At 71.4% G+C, this 17,161-nt stretch carries 17 protein-coding genes and 1 pseudogene; 8 read left to right on the forward strand and 10 right to left on the reverse strand.

Annotation, left to right across the window (positions count from 1 at the left end):
* Nucleotides 1-4 precede the first annotated feature (4 nt).
* Nucleotides 5-910, forward strand: a complete 906-nt coding sequence (locus QSK37_RS14800; RefSeq protein ID WP_285620733.1) for a M56 family metallopeptidase — start codon at nt 5-7, stop codon at nt 908-910.
* Nucleotides 911-914: 4 nt separating this feature from the next.
* On the opposite strand, the gene QSK37_RS14805 is transcribed toward QSK37_RS14800, so the two are convergent.
* Genes QSK37_RS14805 through QSK37_RS14815 form a run of 3 tightly spaced genes read right to left on the reverse strand, consistent with a single transcriptional unit; the run spans nt 915 to nt 4,615 of the window.
* Nucleotides 915-1,355 carry a hypothetical protein gene (locus QSK37_RS14805; protein ID WP_285620735.1) on the reverse strand — a complete coding sequence of 147 codons (441 nt, stop codon included), beginning with the start codon at nt 1,353-1,355 and terminating at the stop codon, nt 915-917.
* Between the two features lie 35 nt (nt 1,356-1,390).
* Nucleotides 1,391-2,323, reverse strand: a complete 933-nt coding sequence (locus QSK37_RS14810; protein WP_285620738.1) for a DUF5996 family protein — start codon at nt 2,321-2,323, stop codon at nt 1,391-1,393.
* 30 nt (nt 2,324-2,353) lie between these two features.
* Nucleotides 2,354-4,615, reverse strand: coding sequence for an MMPL family transporter (locus QSK37_RS14815; RefSeq protein WP_285620741.1), 2,262 nt, complete (start codon nt 4,613-4,615; stop codon nt 2,354-2,356).
* A gap of 72 nt (nt 4,616-4,687) precedes the next feature.
* Here QSK37_RS14815 and QSK37_RS14820 point away from each other — a divergent pair, with 72 nt between their 5' ends.
* The 4 genes from QSK37_RS14820 (at nt 4,688) to QSK37_RS14835 (ending at nt 7,365) form a co-directional block, all read left to right on the forward strand.
* Nucleotides 4,688-5,317, forward strand: coding sequence for a TetR family transcriptional regulator (locus QSK37_RS14820; RefSeq protein WP_285620744.1), 630 nt, complete (start codon nt 4,688-4,690; stop codon nt 5,315-5,317).
* A gap of 153 nt (nt 5,318-5,470) precedes the next feature.
* The gene (locus tag QSK37_RS14825) at nt 5,471-5,998 is read left to right on the forward strand and encodes a hypothetical protein (RefSeq protein WP_285620750.1); all 528 of its coding nucleotides are present in this window, start codon (nt 5,471-5,473) and stop codon (nt 5,996-5,998) included.
* A gap of 402 nt (nt 5,999-6,400) precedes the next feature.
* Nucleotides 6,401-6,664, forward strand: a complete 264-nt coding sequence (locus QSK37_RS14830) for a hypothetical protein (protein WP_285620752.1) — start codon at nt 6,401-6,403, stop codon at nt 6,662-6,664.
* Nucleotides 6,661-7,365 (forward strand): Clp protease N-terminal domain-containing protein, encoded by a 705-nt coding sequence (locus QSK37_RS14835; protein WP_285620756.1) that lies wholly within the window; start codon nt 6,661-6,663, stop codon nt 7,363-7,365. The genes QSK37_RS14830 and QSK37_RS14835 overlap by 4 nt, the downstream gene beginning before the upstream one ends.
* A 228-nt stretch (nt 7,366-7,593) precedes the next feature.
* Here QSK37_RS14835 and QSK37_RS14840 read toward each other — a convergent pair whose 3' ends face one another.
* The gene (locus QSK37_RS14840; RefSeq protein WP_285568235.1) at nt 7,594-8,313 is read right to left on the reverse strand and encodes an alanyl-tRNA editing protein; all 720 of its coding nucleotides are present in this window, start codon (nt 8,311-8,313) and stop codon (nt 7,594-7,596) included.
* Between the two features lie 50 nt (nt 8,314-8,363).
* Between QSK37_RS14840 and QSK37_RS14845 the strand changes: the two genes are divergently transcribed.
* Nucleotides 8,364-9,083 carry an SGNH/GDSL hydrolase family protein gene (locus tag QSK37_RS14845; protein ID WP_285620757.1) on the forward strand — a complete coding sequence of 240 codons (720 nt, stop codon included), beginning with the start codon at nt 8,364-8,366 and terminating at the stop codon, nt 9,081-9,083.
* 60 nt (nt 9,084-9,143) lie between these two features.
* Here the strand turns inward: QSK37_RS14845 and QSK37_RS14850 are convergent, their stop codons facing one another.
* From QSK37_RS14850 to QSK37_RS14870, 5 genes are all read right to left on the reverse strand, one after another.
* The gene (locus QSK37_RS14850) at nt 9,144-9,476 is read right to left on the reverse strand and encodes a DUF2516 family protein (RefSeq protein ID WP_285568233.1); all 333 of its coding nucleotides are present in this window, start codon (nt 9,474-9,476) and stop codon (nt 9,144-9,146) included.
* Between the two features lie 188 nt (nt 9,477-9,664).
* On the reverse strand, nt 9,665-10,045 hold the full coding sequence (locus tag QSK37_RS14855; RefSeq protein ID WP_285620759.1) for a hypothetical protein: 381 nt from the start codon (nt 10,043-10,045) through the stop codon (nt 9,665-9,667).
* The gene (locus QSK37_RS14860) at nt 10,042-10,449 is read right to left on the reverse strand and encodes a helix-turn-helix domain-containing protein (RefSeq protein ID WP_285568230.1); all 408 of its coding nucleotides are present in this window, start codon (nt 10,447-10,449) and stop codon (nt 10,042-10,044) included. Before QSK37_RS14860 ends, QSK37_RS14855 begins: the two co-directional genes overlap by 4 nt.
* A gap of 84 nt (nt 10,450-10,533) precedes the next feature.
* Nucleotides 10,534-11,961: a serine hydrolase domain-containing protein gene (locus QSK37_RS14865; RefSeq protein ID WP_285620761.1), complete on the reverse strand. Its 1,428-nt coding sequence runs from the start codon at nt 11,959-11,961 to the stop codon at nt 10,534-10,536.
* 10 nt (nt 11,962-11,971) lie between these two features.
* Entirely contained in the window at nt 11,972-12,937 is a 966-nt protein-coding gene (locus tag QSK37_RS14870; protein ID WP_285620763.1) for a neutral zinc metallopeptidase, read from the reverse strand.
* A 166-nt stretch (nt 12,938-13,103) separates the two neighbouring features.
* On the opposite strand from QSK37_RS14870, the gene QSK37_RS14875 reads away from it, so the two are divergent.
* Nucleotides 13,104-14,759 carry a DUF2207 domain-containing protein gene (locus QSK37_RS14875; protein ID WP_285620768.1) on the forward strand — a complete coding sequence of 552 codons (1,656 nt, stop codon included), beginning with the start codon at nt 13,104-13,106 and terminating at the stop codon, nt 14,757-14,759.
* Nucleotides 14,760-14,789: 30 nt separating this feature from the next.
* A pseudogene (locus QSK37_RS14880) lies at nt 14,790-15,362 on the forward strand (RNA-guided endonuclease InsQ/TnpB family protein); the annotation flags it as partial.
* 759 nt (nt 15,363-16,121) lie between these two features.
* On the opposite strand, the gene QSK37_RS14885 reads toward QSK37_RS14880, so the two are convergent.
* Entirely contained in the window at nt 16,122-17,045 is a 924-nt protein-coding gene (locus QSK37_RS14885; protein ID WP_285620770.1) for an asparaginase, read from the reverse strand.
* Nucleotides 17,046-17,161: the final 116 nt, after the last annotated feature.

Raw genomic sequence — 17,161 nt, forward strand, 5'->3', positions numbered from 1 at the left:
CGGGATGACCGGCACGGCCCTCCTTGCCCTGGTAGCGGCCGGGAGCGCCCTCGGGGCGCACCTGCTGACCCGCGCCCGGTGGACCTGGCGCACGCCCCGTACCGCGATCGTGCTGTGGCAGGCACTCGGCCTGGCCTGGGGCCTCGCCTCCATCGGCACCCTGCTCGGCTTCGGCGTCGCGCCGTACGACGATGGCGTCGTCGCCGGTATCGGCCGTTCTCTCCGCGACCCCCGGCCGCTGTCGCCGATCCACCTGGCCGCGCTCGCGGCCGGCCTGACCCTCGCCCTCATGCTTCTCGGCGTGCTGATGGTCGCCATCGCCGGCGTCGTCCGCGCCCGCCGGCGCCACCGGGCCCTGCTGGCCCTGGTCGCGCACGGCGACCCCGAGGTGCCCGGCACCCTCGTGGTCGATCATCCGGTCGCCGCCGCCTACTGCGTTCCCGGCGTCCGCTCCCAGGTCGTGGTCAGCGCCGGCACCCTGGAGCTGCTCGGCCCGTACGAGCTGGCCGCGGTGCTCGCCCACGAGCGTGCGCACGCCCGCGAGCGGCACGACCTGGTGCTGCTGCCCTTCACGTCGCTGCGCCGGATGCTCCCGCAGTCGCGCACGGTCGCCCGCACCCTCGACGCGGTCGAACTCCTCATCGAGATGGCGGCCGACGACCGCGCCCGGCGGCACCGCCCGGCCAAGGAGCTGGCGACGGCGCTGCTGCGCTTCGCGTCGGCCGGCTCGGCCCCGTCGCCCGTGGGCACGCTCGGCATCATCGCCGCCGACGAGACCAATCCCATCCTCGTCCGGGTCCGCCGGCTGCTCACCCCGGACCCGCTGCCCCGCCGCGTGCGCGGCGCGATGCTCGCCGGCGCCACCCTCGTCGCCACCCTCCCGCTGATCCTCTACGCCCTCCCGGCGTGAGGGATCACAGCGCGATCGGGCGGTGGCTCAGCAGGGCGTCGACGATCTGCTCGGCGTCGCCGGGCCCGGCCTGGTAGATCAGGTCGCTCACGCCCGGGTGCGCGACGTTCGCCCGCAGGAGCAGCAGGTAGAAGTCGGTCTCCGGATCGGCGGCCAGGAGCCTGCGGACGATCTCGACGAGCTCGTCGCGGGTGACGTCGGGCACCTTCGGGTACGCCGGGCGGGCCGCCTCCACGGCGAAGTCGTCCAGCGAACGCCAGCCGTGGTACTCCGCGAAGTCGGAGGCGTCGTAGGCGTGCCCGGTCTCCGCGTTGAACGCGGCGATCGCCTCACCGGCCGGCTCACCGGCGTACAGCAGGCCCGAGATCCTCTCGATCTCCCGGCTCAGCTCCTCCAGCCTCGACCGGCCGACGGGAGGGGGCGACAGCTCCGGTCGCAGTTCCATGGCGCCCATTCTGGCCCTTCTCGGACCGTCCGGGTTCAGGGCAGGCGGGGGTCGGTGACTCCGCCCGGGCAGGCGAGCCCGGCGATGTCCCAGCCCGCCCGGCCCGCGCCGGCCTGGTAGGCGCTCTCGTAGAAGGAGAGCACCGCGGCGCGCGGATCCGCATCGGCGCGCGCGTCGTCGTAGCGCAGGACGGCCAGGTGACCACCGCGCTGCTCGATCCACTGGGCGGACGCGGGCAGCAGCGGCTCGGTCGCCAGCCCCTCGGGCTCCGGCGCGGTGTAGGAGTAGAACGCCGGCTCGGGAAAGGCGTCGTCGCCGAACCAGAAGCCGAAGCTGACCACCTCGCGGGAGTACGCCTCACGCGTCACCGGATCGCTGGCGGCCGGCTGCTCCACGACGCGACCGGAGAACCTCGTGCAGGCGATGTCGAAGGTGTGCCAGAAGTGGTGAACCGGGCTGGTCTTGCCCGAGAAGCGGGCGGCGAACTCCTCCAGCAGCAGGTTCACCTGGCTGAGCACCTGCCAGTACCGCATGACCATGACCGGGTCGTAACTCGCGTGCTCAGTGTCCTCGGCGAACGGCCGGTCCGAGTCGGGCAGGTCGAACGGCCACGGCCGGGCCAGGTCCACATGGACGCCGACGCCGTCCAGCGCGCGCAGCGTCTCCTCGTAGAACGAGGCGACCGACCGGCCGGGCAGTGCGAAGGAGGCCGCCCGCCCGTCGGCCGTGGCGACGAGCAGCCGGTGGCCCACCAGATCGAAGTCGACGCTGAAGATCGGATTTCCGTCCACCTGCCCCATCGGGCGGGTGGTGAGCCCCCGGCCGGTGACGTGGAACGGCGCGTTCCACCAGTGGTTGCGCCGGACGCTGGCGGCGAGGCGGATCTTGCCGACGATCTGGGCGTACCGGTGGAGGGTCTCCTTGGTGTCCTGCCAGTCCGCGAGCGGCATGGCGGGGAAGGTTTCCATGGGGCTCATCCTTCCCCGCCGGAGGTCGCGTCAGCCGACCGGCTCGAACCGGCGCTCGGCCGGCTCGTGCTGAGGCGAGGACGGCCGGCGGCGGCCGGGGAACCACCAGTTGGCATGGCCGAGCAGGCTCATCAGCGCCGGTACGAGCACGAGGCGCACCACCGTCGCGTCCACGGCGACCGCCGAGGCGAGGCCGATGCCCATCATCTTCACCATCGAGTCCGGCTGGCCGAGGAAGCTCAGGAAGACGAAGATCATGATGAGCGCGGCCGACGTGATGAGCCGGGCGGTCGAGCCGATGCCCTTCACGACGCTCTCGTGCGGATCGCCCGTGCGCAGGTACTCCTCGCGCACCCGGGACAGCAGGAAGACCTCGTAGTCCATCGACAGCCCGAAGATCAGCGCGAACATGAACAGCGGCACGAACGACACGATCGGCATCGGCTGGTCGAGGCCGATCAGGCGGATGCCCCAGCCCCACTGGAAGACCGCGGTGACCACGCCGTACGAGGCGCCGATCGACAGCAGGTTCATCAGTGCGGCCTTGAGCGGCACCAGCACCGAGCGGAACGCGATGACCAGCAGGACCAGTGCCACGCCGACCACGACGACGACCACGTAGGGCATGCGCTGCTTGACGATCGTGGCCATGTCGATGATCGCGGGTGACTCTCCCCCGACGTACGCGCGTGCCCCCGGATGCGCCCTCATGATCGGCGGGATGACGTTCTCGCGTAGGTTCCGCACCAGGTCGGCGGTTGCCGCGGTCTCCGGCCGCGACGTGGGCACGACGGTGAGGATGACGCTGTCGCCGGCGACGACCATGTTGTCCACCGCGGCGACGTCGTGGACGCCGCGGAACCGCCGTTGCAGCTCCTCCCCGAGCCGCCGCGCCCGCGGGTTGGGCGCCGGCCGGTCGTCGGGGCTGACGTTCAGCCGCCCGCCCGGCTCGCGGCGCAGCGCCGACCAGCCCTTCGCCGTCTTGGTCGACTCGTCCGCGCGGGGCGGATCCGCCGGCGAGGGCACGGACGCCACGACGGCGAACGGGCTGTACCAGCCGGGGCCGAAGTTCTCGGCCGTCACGTCGTACGCCCGGCGTGCGCTGTTGGAGTGCGGCAGCGTGCTGTCGGCCATGATGCCGAAGCGCAGGCTGAGCACCGGGGTCGCGAGGAAGAGCAGGAAGGCGGTCGCGGCGATCGCGTACGGCCAGGCGTTGCGGTCCACGTGCCGGCCCCACCGCTCCCAGCGGTGGGTGGACTTGTCGGGCCGCACCCGCGGCAGCCGGTACCGGTCGATGTCCGTGCCGAGCGCGCCGAGCACCGCGGGCAGGAGGGTCAGCGCGCCGGTCACCATGAGGAGGACCGCGATGGCGCTGGCCAGGCCGATGATGCCGATGAAGGTGATGCCGGAGAACCACAGCCCGCAGATCGCGAACACCACCGTGCCGCCCGCGAAGACCACGGCGTGCCCGGACGTGGCGAGCGCCTGCCCGACGGAGGCCTCCACGTCCATGCCGTCGGCGAGTTGCCGCCGATGTCGCGTCACCACGAACAGCGAGTAGTCGATGCCCGCGCCGAGGCCGAGCATGGCGGCCACCATCGGCGCGGTCGGATGCACCTGCACGAGTGACGCGCCGAAGTGGATCAGCGAGTACGCCACCGCGAGCGCCGCGAGGGACACCACGATCGGCACGCCGGCGGCGAGGAACGAGCCGAAGGCCAGCAGCAGCACGCCGAGCGCCAGGACGACGCCGACGCCCTCCTTGGGCCCGGCCTTGGGCTGGTTGAGGATCATGGAGGCGATGCCGCCGAAGTCGACGTCGACCCCGGCCAGCCGGGCCGGCTCGGTGGCCTCCTCCAGGGCGTTCATGTCCTCGGGCCGCAGATCGCGCGCGGTGCCCTTGAGGTGGGCGACCGCGACGACGGCGTTCGGGCCCTTGGCGCCGCCCGTACCGCCGTAGGGGTTCTCGACGGTGGCCACGCGTGGCAGCTCGCCGACCTGCTTGATGGCCTGGCCGACCTGCACCGCGACGCGCCAGTCGCTCAGCGAGACGCCGCGCTGCGGGTGGAAGACGATCGTCGCCGTGGGACCGGTGACGTCGGGGAAGTTCTTGCGGAGCAGGTCGATCGACGCCTGCGTCTCGGTGCCGGGCAGCCGGTCCTGCTGCACGAACGTGCCCCCGTTGGTCACCCCCAGGATGACGGTCGCGACCGCGACGGCGCCCCAGACGGCGAACACCCACCGCCGGTTCCGGGCACAGAACCGCCCAAGCCGATCCAGTATCCGTGCCATGGTGCAAGGACAGCACGCCACGGAAAAAGGTGCAACGGCTGCAACTTCGCATCGAGTGTATATATTGGTGAAATGGATCACATGGGGCTGAGGGAGCGCAAGAAGCTCCGCACCCGCAGGGCCATCGCCTCCGCCGCCCTGCGCCTGTTCGACGAGCGCGGCTTCGAGGAGACCACGATCTCCGACATCGCCGCCGCCGCCGACGTGTCGCCCCGCACCTTCTTCAGCTACTTCCCGTCAAAGGACGACGTGGTGTTCGCCGAGATGGACGAACGCCTGGCCGACATCCGCGCCCGCCTCGCCGAACGGCCGAGCGGCGAGAGCCCGCTGGCGACGTTCCGCCGGGTGGCCGACGCGCTGGTGGAGGCGATCTCCGCCGAGGACGAGGACGGCGCGATCCAGGTCGCCCTCATCCGCGACCGCCCGTCCCTGCAGGCGCAGGCCCTCAAGCGTTTCGCGGACGCGGAGGAGGGCTTCGTCGAGGTGCTCCGCGGCATCGCCCCGGACCTGGACGAGGTCACCGCGGCGACGGTCATGGGCGTCGCCTTCGGCGGCCTGCGCGCCGCCATCACCTACTGCCGGGCCCAGCGGTACGACGCCGACCGCACCCGCGAGGCGACCGCACGCGCCCTCGCCATCGTCGAGCAGGTCCTGGAGTCGGTGCCGGCCCTCACCCGCCCGGCCACCGACGACGCCTCCTGACCGGCCTGCGCCGCGACCTCCGCAGGCCCGGGCGCAGGCGACGAACGTGAAACTTACTCATGAGTCAGTTGACCTCTTACCCGCTTGTTACGGATAAGTAAGGGACCCGGGTCAACCAGTCGCACCCGCCGGCCCGGGTGAAAGGAGCCCCCGATGACCAGGTCCCTCGCCAGGCGTGTCGCGGCCGCCTCCACCGTCTTAGCGCTCGGCGGACTCGGCACGCTCGCCGTCCAGGCGCCCGCCCACGCCGCCGGCTTCTCGGCGGCCTACACCTGCAGCGTCCCGCTGTCCGGGTCGCAGACGGTCACCATCACCGGCACGCTGACCGCGTCCCCCAACCCGTCGACCGTGGGCACCGCCACCCACTTCGCGCTGCACATCTCCAACCTGAGCCTGTCCTCGCCGCTCGCCATCAACTCCTGGAGCGCGACCGCCGCCCTCAACGTGAGCGGGGCGCAGACCGCCTCGTTCTCGGTGACCGGCAGCGGCGGGTCCGTCCCCGCCAACCAGCCCATCACCGGCGACCTGAGCGGCGACTGGACGCCGACGGCGGCCGGCACGGACCAGATCCAGGGCGGCAACGTCACGGTCAAGGCATCGGTCTCGCTGCTCGGCACCCTGACCATCCCGTGCACCCCGAACAGCCCACGCCCCGTCGCCGAGACCCTGACCGTCAACTGAGCCCCACTCCCCCGGACGGCCCCACGGCGGCACGCCGTGGGGCCGTCCTTTGCGCACAGAGGCATTCCCGCGACGACCCGCGCATACGGTTCGGCGCGCCCTCGGCATGGGCGGATTGGCGGGAGCGGGGCTCGCCGGCACCGCGCACGCGGCGGCGGGCGCCTCTCCGGCGGCCGCCGCCGTCGCCGCGCACAAGTGCCGCAAGACCCCGGCCGACGATCCTCAAGCACGGCAAGAGCCGGGTCACGGCCAAGGTCCCGTACTCCCAGACCGGCACGTACCGCAACACCTACGGCCGGTACCGCAGGGACTGCTCCGGCTTCGCCTCGATGGCCCGGGGCCCGCACACCTCGTACTGGACCGGCAGCCCGCTGGGCGTCTCCGAGGGCTGGAAGGACGCGCATGTCCACGCCGCACGGCGGCAGTCACGCACAGAAGCAGTACTGGTCGTGGCGCTCCATGGTGACCGGCACGGTCGACGCGATCACCTTCACGGGCGCGCTCGCGGTCGCCGCCACCCTGACCGTCGCGGCGGTGCACGCGAGGTCACGTCAGCCGCATGCGACCACGCGGCCCGGCACGGTCGCCGTCGCCCCCCACCGCACGGCCGCGTGCGTCAATTTCAGATTGACGAGCGGCGATCGTCAATCTACGATTGACGCATGAGTCCACTCAACATCAGCCTGGCCGACCTGATCGCCCGTCTCGACGAGGAACTCCCCGACGCCAACGACCTGGCCCGCATCAGCGAGGCGCAACTGCGTGCCCAGACCCTGTCCGACCTCGCCGACCAGCTCGTCGGCCACTACGTCGGCAAGGCCAAGCAGTCCGGTGCGTCGTGGAGCGAGATCGGCGAGGCCATCGGGGTGTCCAAACAGGCCGCCCAGCAACGCCACGCGCCCGCCGCGTTCGAGCGGTTCACCGACCTGAACCGGCACACCATCGTGCTGGCGCAGGAGGCCGCCCGAACGCACAAGCACGACCTCATCGGCACCGAACACATCTTGCTCGGCCTGCTCGGCGAACCGCGGGGCCTGGCGTACGAGGTGCTGACGGCGAAGACCGAGTCGGAGCAACGCATCCGCGACGCGATCGAGGAAGCGATGCCGCCGGCCGGGAAGAAGGCGCTGCGAGGCCACATCGCGTTCGCGCCGGCGAGCAAGGAGGCCATCGAACAGGCACGCCGCGCGTCGGCCGACCTCGGCCACGGCTGGGTCGGCACGGAACACACGCTGCTGGGCCTGATCCGCAGCGAGGAGAGCCCGGCCGCGCGGATCCTGCGCGACCTCGGCTTCACGTCGGACGAGCTGCACGAGACCGTCAGGACCGAGATCACCGAACGGCTCGCCGCGCGCGACACACAGTAACGAAACAAGCAGTCGCCGCGGCCGCATCTCCCGGTGCCGCCGGTCGACGGCCACGGACGACAGATCTCGTCCGAGCCGGGCACCGACCTGGTCGCGGCTGTGGACGCGCGGTCGGCGAGACTCGCCGGAGGAGGAGCGGAGAACGCGGCCACGTCGATCGAGGTCTTCTTCCCCACCGCACTGTTCGCTCAGAGCCTCCGCGGCACCCCACCCTGCGGCGCGGCCGCGTCAGTCCTCGATGCGGATGCGGACGCGCCGGAAGCCCTTGCCCTTGTTCTCCACCTTGGCGACGCGCAGCCGGCCGATCTGGCGGGTCGACGCGACGTGGGTGCCACCGTCCGCCTGGGTGTCCAGGCCCACGATGTCGACGATGCGGACCTCCTCCACCTCCGGCGGGACGAGGTTCGTCGCGGTACGGATGATGTCGGGGATCTGGAACGCCTCCGCGCGCGGCAGCGACCGCACGTCGATGCGCCGGTCGGCGACGATCTCGGCGTTGCAGGCGTCCTCGACCGCCTCCTTGAAGCCGGGCGGCACCTCGGGCAGGTTGAAGTCCATCCGCGCGACGCCGGGCTCCATGTTGCCGCCCGTGACGAGGCAGCCGTAGTCGCGGAACACGACACCGCACAGAACGTGCAAACCCGAATGTGTCCGCATGAGGCTGGTGCGGCGTTCGTCCTCGATCGCGCCGTGCACCGTGATTCCCGCAGGTGGCAGCGGGTCGCCCTCCTCGGGAATCAGATAAAGGTCGTCGCCCTTCCGCACGCCGGCGATGCGCGTCTGGACTCCCTGCCACAGCAAGACTCCAAGATCGGCCGGTTGTCCGCCTCCGCCTGGATAAAATGCGGAACGGTCGAGGACGATTCCGTCGGGACCGGACGAGAGCACTGTCGCATCCCATTCGCGAAGTGTCTGGTCGGTCAGCTCAAGTCGGTGCGTCGTCGCCATAACAAGGACCATAGGACGCCCGCTCGCCGGGCGCGGGTACAGGGGGCGGGATGAGACGACGCGTGATGAACAGCGTCGCCGCCGTCACCGCTCTCCTCGCGACGGCGGGGTGCGGTGGTGCGGCGGGCAGGGCACGGGCTGACAGTGCCCCGACCAAGGCGGCGCCACGTCGCGCGCCGATCGTGATGTTCCTCGGTGACAGCTACACGACCGGACGGCTCGGGCAGGTACCCGAGCTCACCTACGCCGCCGACACCGCGCGCACGCTCGGCTGGCAGGTGATCCTCGGCGGCTACCGCGGCACCGGGTTCGTGGCCGTGGGCAGCGTCCACAAGAACTTCGCCGACCTGTTCACCGAGCAGCTCGCCTGGCGCCCGGCGCCCGACCTGGTGATCGTCTCGGGCGGCCACAACGACCGCAACCACCCGCCGGCGACGGTGGCCGGCGCGGCCCGGCAGCTGCTGACGACGATCCGGCAGACCTGGCCCGACACGCGCATGCTGCTCATGGGCCCGCTGTGGGGCAGCGGCGATCCGACGCCGAAGGTGGAGCGCATCCGCGACGAGCTGGCCAATGTCGCGAGCGAACAGAACGTGCCGTTCGTCGACCCGCTGCGCGAGCGCTGGATCACCGGCGACCGCGTGCAGGGCACCGGCAACGCGCCGCTGTACATCCTGAGCGACGGCGTCCACCCGAGCACGGCCGGCGCCCGCTACATCGCCGGCCGTTTCGTGGCCGACCTCCGCGCGCTGAAGCTCGCCAAGCCATAGGGTCAGCGCCCGGTTTCGAGACGGGCGCCGTGGTGATCCGCGGCGGCCCGGCTCACCGGCTTACCAGGGCCCGTACGGCCCGGAGGAGGACCCGCCCCGGCCGTACTGCCGGACCGCGGGACGCACGTCGGCGAGGTAGACCGCCGCCGCGATGAAGCCGATGATCGGCAGCATCTGGATGATCGACACCAACTGCACCGCGCCGGCCAGGCCGAACAGCAGCGCGATCCCCAGAATGATCAACCAGAGCTGCTTGGTGAGCTTGCCCGCGGCCGAGTACGCGGCGGCCGGACGTCGTACGGCGTCGACGAACGCCCACACCTCGACGACGAACGCGGCGATCGCCACGGCCCAGAACAGGTAGGCCACGACCCCCTGGGCTCCACTGATCACGGCTGACTCCCTGCGGTGGACGGCGCCGGAACGCCGCGACATTGCTTGACAGGCCCCAGCGTATGCGTTTTCCCCCGCGTCACGCCTCCCGTCACGGACCGGGAGAACGCGCGACGGCCCGGGCGGGTCGCCCCGCCCGGGCCGTCGGTGACGCGGTCAGGACCGCGGTGACGTACGGCGTGGCGTCGTCAGTTACCGACCTTCTTGGAGGCGTCGCCGGCGGCCTTGGTGGCGGTACGCGCCGTCTGGCGCGCGGAGCCGGCGGCCGCACGTGCCTTGCGGACCGTGGCCTTGGCCGAGGCCTCGAGCTCCTGCGTGGCCTTCTGGCGGTCGACCCGGCTGACGATGCGCTTGCCGCGCTCGGCCAGCCCGTCGTACACCTCGGCGGCGCGGGCGCCCACCTGGGTCACGTACGCCACGGCGGCGCCGCCCAGGTCCTTGGGGTCGGTCTTCTCCTGGAGCCGGTTGATGCGGTCCGGCACCTCACGGATCTTCTCGACCGCGAAGTCGCCGGCGCCCGCGGCGGCGTAGAAGGCCTTGCTGTCCCGCAGCCTCTCGGTGATGGTCATGTGCTCGTTCCTTCCGTCGGTGGGGTCGTGCGGATGACGGCTTCGGCGTCCGGTGCCGCCGCGCTCCCGGTTTCGTTGCGGAACGACTCGTAGATGTCGAGCAGGACCTGCTTCTGTCTCTCGGACAGGCCCACGTCCGCGCGGATGGCGGCCTGGACGTCCGTGTCGGACTCACGCTCATCGAGGATCCCCGCCTGGACGTACAAGGCCTCGGCGGAGATGCGCAGACCCTTCGCGATCTGCTGCAGGATCTCCGCGCTCGGCTTTCGCAGCCCCCGCTCGATCTGGCTCAGGTACGGGTTGGAGACACCCGTGGCATCGGCCAGCTGCCGCAGCGAGACCTTGGCCCGCTGGCGCTGCTCCCGGATGTACTCCCCGATGGAGCCGACTTTGGAAGTCGCCATGCCTCTACTGTGCGTCGCCCTGCTTGCTATTGCAAGCACGCTTGCAAGCAGAGCGGCGTGAAACGAGTCACATCGCGTTCCCTGTCAGGTCGCGTGCCGGTGCTTGCGGGCGCGGGCGGCCTCGGCGGCGCCGAGCCGCCGTACGCTCAAGGTCTGGATCTTCGGTGGGTCCTGCGGGGTGAGCCGGATCTCGCAGCGCAGCGATCCGCGTACGCCCCTGACCTCCCACACCGCGTGGGCCGGGGAGTCGGTGCGCAGGAGCGCGTCCGACGGTTCCAGCAGCGGGCCCACGTCCTCGATCAGGGTCCCGATCCGGTTGCGGCGGCGTGCCAGGTCGAGGTCCATCGCCACGTTCTCGGCCAGCCAGGCGCCGGCCAGCGCGCCGTCCCACTCTCGCAGCAGCCGCTCGACGACGGTCCTCGCCTCGGACGTCTCGGGCCACAGCTCCGCCGGGCCCGGCGGGTCCACGGCGGCCGCCAGGACGGTCCGCAGCGCCTCCTCCACCTTCTCGTGCGCCGAGACGTACCGGGCGTTCGTCAGGTTGATGACGCCGAGACCGGTGGCCGGGTGCCAGCGCATGTGCGAGCCGAAGCCGGGGTATCCACCGCCGTGCGAGACGACGGTCCCCCACTCGGGCTCATGGTGGATCACCAGGCCGTAGCCGTACCCGACCGGGCCGTGGGGCGCCGGCGGACGGGCACACTGGACCTGCTGCATCGCGCGGCGCGACGCGCGGCTCAGCGGGCCGGGGTCCTCGCCGTCGCGGGCGGGGAACGCGTCGGCGAGCCAGCGCACCCACAGGGCCAGGTCCTCGACCGTGCTGAACAGCCCGCCGATGGCCGAGAACACGCCCGGCTCGGAGAACGGCAGCGCCTGCCAGCGCCCGTCGAGCCGTACGTGTCCGGTCGCGACGCCGCCCGGGGCCTTCACCGACGTGTCGTAGCCGGTCGAGGTCAGCCCCAGCGGGTGGATCAGGTGATCCCGCACGAACCCCTGGAAGCACTCCCCCGAGGCGGCCTCGACCACGCGGCCCAGGATGGCGTACCCGAGGTTGGAGTACTCGTAGGCGGTGCCCGGGGTGCTGACGAAGCGGAGGCCGCTCGCCAGGAGCCGCCCGAACTCCTCCCGGCTCATCGACTCCTGCCGGTCCGCCCACGGGTCGTCGGTGGGCAGCCCGGCCGACATCGACAGCAGCATCTCCACGGTGATCTGCGGGGAGTCCGACGTCGGCAGCCGTACGGCGGCGAACTCCGGCACGTGGCGGCTCACCGGGTCGGCGAGGCACAGCGCGCCGCGCTCGGCCAGCAGCAGGACCGCGGCGGCGGTGAAGCTCTTGGACATCGACGCGATGCGGAACGCCGTCGACGGGTCCGGACGCCGGCCGCCGTCACCGATCACGCCGTGACCGGCCGCGTGCACGAGCCCGGTACGGTCCACCACGCCGTAGGCGATGCCCAGGGCGGCGTCCTCGTCCACCACCGAGCGGAGCAACGCGTCGACGTCCTCGATCATCCGTTCCCCTTCACGAAACGTCGGCGGCCGAGACCGTCCAGGTGTTGCACGCCGACAGCACGCCCTGGCGATAGCCGCGGACCACCCAGCCGGCGTAGTGCCGCCCGGAACCATGGTCACGCAGGTCGGGCCGTGACTCGTCGTCGCCGCGCGCCCGGTTGTCGTCGATCATCGCCTCGTACTGCTTGCGGGTCATCGGCAGGGTGCGGCGCTCGGCGGACAGGAAGGCGCCCGCGAAGCACTGCGCCTGCAGCTCGATCCGCCGGCTCGCCTCAGCGCGGGCGTCCGTCTCGTCCGACGCCATGAGCTCGTGGCCGTACTCCAGGATCCCCGCGTCCTCCTGCACGTGGTGACCGTACTCGTGCGCGATGACCCGGGCGTACACCGCGTAGTGCGACACCGGCTCGCCGCCCGCGGTGTCCACGACGTTGCTCAGGCCGACGTACATCGTGTCGTTGGCCGGACAGTAGAACGCCGATGCGCCGGGCGCGGGGTACGAACCGCACGGGCTGCTGCCGGGCAGACTCCAGAAGACGCGCTGCGGCGCGGTGAAGCCCGGGACGCCGGCCTTGGCGAACTGCCGCTCCCACGCCTGGTCCAGGCAGTCGGACAGAGTGTCGAGGAACCGCCGCATCGACGCCTCGTCATGCTCGGCGATCTTGGGCAGCCGGCACTCGATCCGGGGCAGGGTCCCGCTGACGTACAGGGGGCCGGAGAGCGCGGCGGTCCGGCTGCCCGACCGCAGGCGTGACCTGTCGCCGCCGGTCCCGGCCTTCGAGTCGCCGCCGGCCAGCGAGTACCCGAGGACCGCCACGACGAACAGCGCCGCCATCCCGCCCAGAGTGGCGAGGACGACCCCCGTCGCCGTGCGCCGCGGCCGGCGGGCCGGCCGGTGGTACCCGTAGTCCGGTGCCTGCGTGGACGGCCCGCGGGACGCCTGGCCACTCTGCGAAGGCGATCGACGAGGATCTGCCACTCGCTTCCGTCCCTTCTCCCGGCCGTCCCCGGCGTGCCCAGCTCCCGTACGGGCAGGAGGCGACCGCGACCAGAATCATCGCATAGCAGAGAAAAAATGCATCACGGCCTACCCGCGCAGGTCATCCCTGTATAGGACCGGCCGTTCCCCGGTACGCTGTGCGCCCATGCTGGTACGGACCCGGCTTCTCACCACCGTCGTCGCCGTCGGTGGGCTCCTCACCTGTGCGGTTCCCGCGTACGCGGGACCGGCGGGCCAGGTCGTCTCCGACAACGTCGCGCTCACCACGACGGACGACGGCGTCCTGCACGCCAAGGAGACGGTGACGTTCGAGGGCACGGGGGTGCGACGCTCCCTCGTCCGCCTCAAGCACGTCGACGACCGCCGGGACCGGCGGTTCGACATCCGTGACGTCCACGGCGGCGCGGTGACCGTCGACGGCGACCGTACGATCCTCACGCCGTCGGGCGGCGGGGGTTCCGGCCGGCGCACCGTCACGCTGACCTACACCGTGCACGGCACGATGACGCCGCTGCGGGGGCGCCAGCAGCTCGACTGGGTCGCCGCGGGCGGCTGGAACGTCCCCGTCGCGCAGACCCAGGTGACGGTCGAGGGCGGCGCCGCAGTGCAGGACCTCAACTGCTTCGCCGGCGAGCTGGACAGCACGGTCGGCTGCACGCAGTTCTTCACCAACCACACGCACGTTCAGGCGGAGTTCCGGCAGGAGAGCCTGCAGCCCGGCGAGTACCTGACCATCGTGATCGGCTATCCGCCCGGCACGACGTCCGGCACGCCCGCGTACGACGAACGGCACACGCTGGCGACGGCGTTCACGGTCAACGCCGTCACGGGCGCGGCACTGCTCGGCCTGCTCGTGCTGCTGCTCGGCGGCGTCGCCCTGCTGTACTCCACCCGTGGCCGGGACGCGCGCATCGTCAGCAGGAAGGCGGCCGAGGGCGACCACGCGCCGCTCGACGACGGGGAGTTCTCGCCGCCGGACGGCGTACGGCCCGGTCAGATCGGCACCCTCATCGACGAGCAGGCCGACGTCATCGACGTCACCGCCACGATCATCGATCTCGCGGTCCGGCGCTACCTGCTGATCGAGGAGCTGCCCCGTGAGACGTACGGGCGGCTCGACTGGCAGCTGCGGCGGCTCGACCGGCCGGCCGACGAGCTGATGCCGTACGAGCGGGTGCTCTACGACGCGCTGTTCGCCGGCCGCGACGTGGTCCGGCTGTCGGAGCTGGGCGGCACGTTCGCGGACCAGCTGGCGGCGGTGCGCGGCGCCCTGTACGAGGACGTCGTACGGCAGGGGTGGTTCACGCGGCGGCCGGACTCCGAGCGCACCCGCTGGACCACCGCGGGCACCGTTCTCGCGGGCCTCGGCATCATCGGCACGATCGCCCTGGCCCTGTACACGAACCTGGCGCTCATCGGCCTGGCGCTGGTCATCGCGGGGGCGGCACTGGCGATCGGCGGGCAGTACATGCCCGCCAAGACCACGCGCGGGGCGACCGTGCTCGCGCACACGCTGGGCTTCCGCGCGTACCTGTACCGCGGCGAGACGCCGGACGCGCCGTCGGGCGACCGGGTGGCGATGTTCTCCCGTTACCTGCCCTACGCGGTGGTGTTCGACTCCGTGGCCCGCTGGGCCGGAACCGTCGCCGACATCGGCGGCGAGGGCGAGCGGGCCGACAACCTCTACTGGTACGAGGGCCCGGCCGAGTGGGACCTGTCCAACTTCGCGGAGTCGATGCGGAGCTTCACGCTGGCGACGTCCGGGGCCATCTCGGCCTCGCGACAGTTCAGAGCGATCTAGTGAGGAACCCCGGTCCCTCAGCTTCAGGGCCGGGCGAACATTCGCGCCGGGAACCTCGGCAAGCCGGGCTCTCGTCGTCGCGTCAAGGCCGAGGCCAAACCGATCGCCTTCCGTGCCGAGGCCGCGCAGCCCTATGACGACCGGTGCCTGTCGTGGCAGTACGACGCCGGGACCGTGTCGGTGTGGACCGTCGAGGGCCGGATTGGACCGCCCCGGCGAAGTTGGAGCGTGACCGAGGCTGAACGCACCTCGTCCGGGATCTCCCTGGAAGACCTCAAGGGGATCCGGCAGAGGGTACGGCTCCGCGAGCCCCAGCGGGTCGCGCTGCACTCTTGGGCCTTCGCCCAGCTCGCAGACTTCATCACCTACAAGGCCAAGCGGGCCGGTGTGCCCGTGGTCTTCGTCGATCCGGCCTACACCTCACAGCAGTGCTGCGAGTGCGGCCACATCGACAACAAGAACCGGGTCAGCCAATCGGTTTTCCTCTGCCGGAACTGCGGGGTCGTTGCCCACGCGGACCGGAACGCCTCCCGCAACATCGCCCGTAAAGGCGAGGCTGTGTGGACCGCGGGGCGTGAGTCACGCGTCCCTGCCACCCCATAGGAGTGTCTGAACGGAGGAGCCCACCCAGCAGCCGGCTGGGCAGCTACCTCCAAGCCCGGTCCTTCCCTGCCGGGTCAAGTTGACAACTCTGTCCTGACTAAGGAGTCATGAGCCGGAAATGTCCGGCTTTGTGATGACCTTACCTGCGCATTGTGTGACGCGGATGGTACGCCGGGATACTGGAACTGTAGAGGACCACGAGAGCGCGAATAGTCGATGTGTCTCGTGCCAATCCCCGGCAACCAAGGGAGACGATGTGCGAAAGAAGTTCAGCGCCGCCGCCGGCCTCGTCACCATAGCGACGGCCGGCGCCCTGTTCGCGAGCACGCCCGCGTATGCCATGGAAGACATCGCCTCGGTCACACCCGCCGTGACCGCCGGCACGGCTCCGGCCGGCGTTCAGCAGACGACGTCGACCAGCGCGCGTACAGTCGCCTCGGACCACCACCGGCGTCGCCACCGCCACCGCCGCCGTCACCACCGGCGTCACCACAGGCACCACCGGCACCACAGGCACCACAGGCATCACCGGTACCACCACCGGTACTGAACCGGGGCGGTCACGGATTCGGCGAAAGCAGGGACAAGGGCCGTCGGAAAATCCATGGGTGTGAAAGGCGAACAGCCATCGGCCCTGCCGCACGAATCGGGCGGTTGATCCCTCCGACCGGGCGCCGGTATCACGGCGCCCGGATCACCTTGACACGGTGTCGATGACCAAAAGCGATGTCGGCGACTAAAAGCCGACCGCGTCGGTGGCTAAAAGCCGACCGCGCGGATTTCGCCGACCACCGAATCGCCGCCGTGGACCGGCAGCGTGGCGAGCTCGCCGAGCGCCCCGTCCACGCCGAGGGCCCGCAGCGTCGCGACCGTGACCGGCGTACGGGCGCGCATCGCACCGTCATCGATCTTGATGGCGCCCGCGCGGCCGTCCGCGAGGGCGAACGCGTCGATGCCCTCCGCGCCGCACTTGACCAGCAGGCCCGGCACCGCGTCCATGAGGCGGCGTTCCTCGCGGTCGGTGCCCGAGGTCCACTCCGGGTAGGCCCGCATCGCGTCCGCGACCCGCCGTTCCGGTGTGCCCGGCTCGGCGATGACCAGCGCGCGGAACGCGCGGGACAGCCCGGTCAGGCCGATCGCGAACAGCGGGGCGCCGCAGCCGTCCACGCCCGTGGCGACGATCCGGTCACCGGTCAGCTCCTCCACCGTCTCGCGCACCGCGACCTGCAGCGGATGCTCCGGCGACAGGTACGACTCGGTGGGCCAGCCGTTGATCACACAGGTCGCGAGCATGGCCGAGTGCTTGCCCGAGCAGTTCATCCTCAGCCGCGACTTCTCCCGTACGACGGCGAGCTCGATGTCGAGCGGCCACTGCGCCGGGCACCGCAGCGCGTCGGCGGTCAGGCCCGCCCCGGCGAGGATCTTCTCCGCTCCCGCGACGTGGAAGTCCTCACCCGAGTGGCTGGCCGCCGCGAGCGCGAGCAGTTCGTTCTCCAGGCCGAGACCGTGCCGCACCATCGCGACCGCCTGCAGCGGTTTGTTCGCCGACCGAGGGAAGACCGGTTCGTCAGGATCGCCGAGGCTCAGCGCCGGGGAGCCGTCGGCGTCCAGAGCGATCACTGAGCCGCGATGCCGCGACTCCACGAAGCCGGAACGTTCCACCTCGACGAGGACCGGATTCATCTTCCCCCTTGAGAGCGTTGCGGGCTCGGCGGTGGCTCGTGACGACCGCGCCTCGTCCGGTGGACTCACACCAGACGGCCGTCGCCAGGGCCGTCACGCCCTCAACGAGCTGGGCG

Origin of the sequence: Actinoallomurus iriomotensis (assembly GCF_030269445.1) — a bacterium.
GTDB classification, from domain to species: domain Bacteria; phylum Actinomycetota; class Actinomycetes; order Streptosporangiales; family Streptosporangiaceae; genus Actinoallomurus; species Actinoallomurus iriomotensis.

Excerpts from the sequence above, each read along its gene's own strand:
- QSK37_RS14800 (WP_285620733.1), top strand. The coding sequence starts at position 5 with ATGACCGGCACGGCCCTCCTTGCCCTGGTAGCGGCCGGGAGCGCCCTC.
- QSK37_RS14805 (WP_285620735.1), bottom strand. The coding sequence starts at position 1,355 with ATGGAACTGCGACCGGAGCTGTCGCCCCCTCCCGTCGGCCGGTCGAGG.
- QSK37_RS14810 (WP_285620738.1), bottom strand. The coding sequence starts at position 2,323 with ATGGAAACCTTCCCCGCCATGCCGCTCGCGGACTGGCAGGACACCAAG.
- QSK37_RS14815 (WP_285620741.1), bottom strand. The coding sequence starts at position 4,615 with ATGGCACGGATACTGGATCGGCTTGGGCGGTTCTGTGCCCGGAACCGG.
- QSK37_RS14820 (WP_285620744.1), top strand. The coding sequence starts at position 4,688 with ATGGATCACATGGGGCTGAGGGAGCGCAAGAAGCTCCGCACCCGCAGG.
- QSK37_RS14825 (WP_285620750.1), top strand. The coding sequence starts at position 5,471 with ATGACCAGGTCCCTCGCCAGGCGTGTCGCGGCCGCCTCCACCGTCTTA.
- QSK37_RS14830 (WP_285620752.1), top strand. The coding sequence starts at position 6,401 with ATGTCCACGCCGCACGGCGGCAGTCACGCACAGAAGCAGTACTGGTCG.
- QSK37_RS14835 (WP_285620756.1), top strand. The coding sequence starts at position 6,661 with ATGAGTCCACTCAACATCAGCCTGGCCGACCTGATCGCCCGTCTCGAC.
- QSK37_RS14840 (WP_285568235.1), bottom strand. The coding sequence starts at position 8,313 with ATGGCGACGACGCACCGACTTGAGCTGACCGACCAGACACTTCGCGAA.
- QSK37_RS14845 (WP_285620757.1), top strand. The coding sequence starts at position 8,364 with ATGAGACGACGCGTGATGAACAGCGTCGCCGCCGTCACCGCTCTCCTC.
- QSK37_RS14855 (WP_285620759.1), bottom strand. The coding sequence starts at position 10,045 with ATGACCATCACCGAGAGGCTGCGGGACAGCAAGGCCTTCTACGCCGCC.
- QSK37_RS14860 (WP_285568230.1), bottom strand. The coding sequence starts at position 10,449 with ATGGCGACTTCCAAAGTCGGCTCCATCGGGGAGTACATCCGGGAGCAG.
- QSK37_RS14865 (WP_285620761.1), bottom strand. The coding sequence starts at position 11,961 with ATGATCGAGGACGTCGACGCGTTGCTCCGCTCGGTGGTGGACGAGGAC.
- QSK37_RS14875 (WP_285620768.1), top strand. The coding sequence starts at position 13,104 with ATGCTGGTACGGACCCGGCTTCTCACCACCGTCGTCGCCGTCGGTGGG.
- QSK37_RS14885 (WP_285620770.1), bottom strand. The coding sequence starts at position 17,045 with ATGAATCCGGTCCTCGTCGAGGTGGAACGTTCCGGCTTCGTGGAGTCG.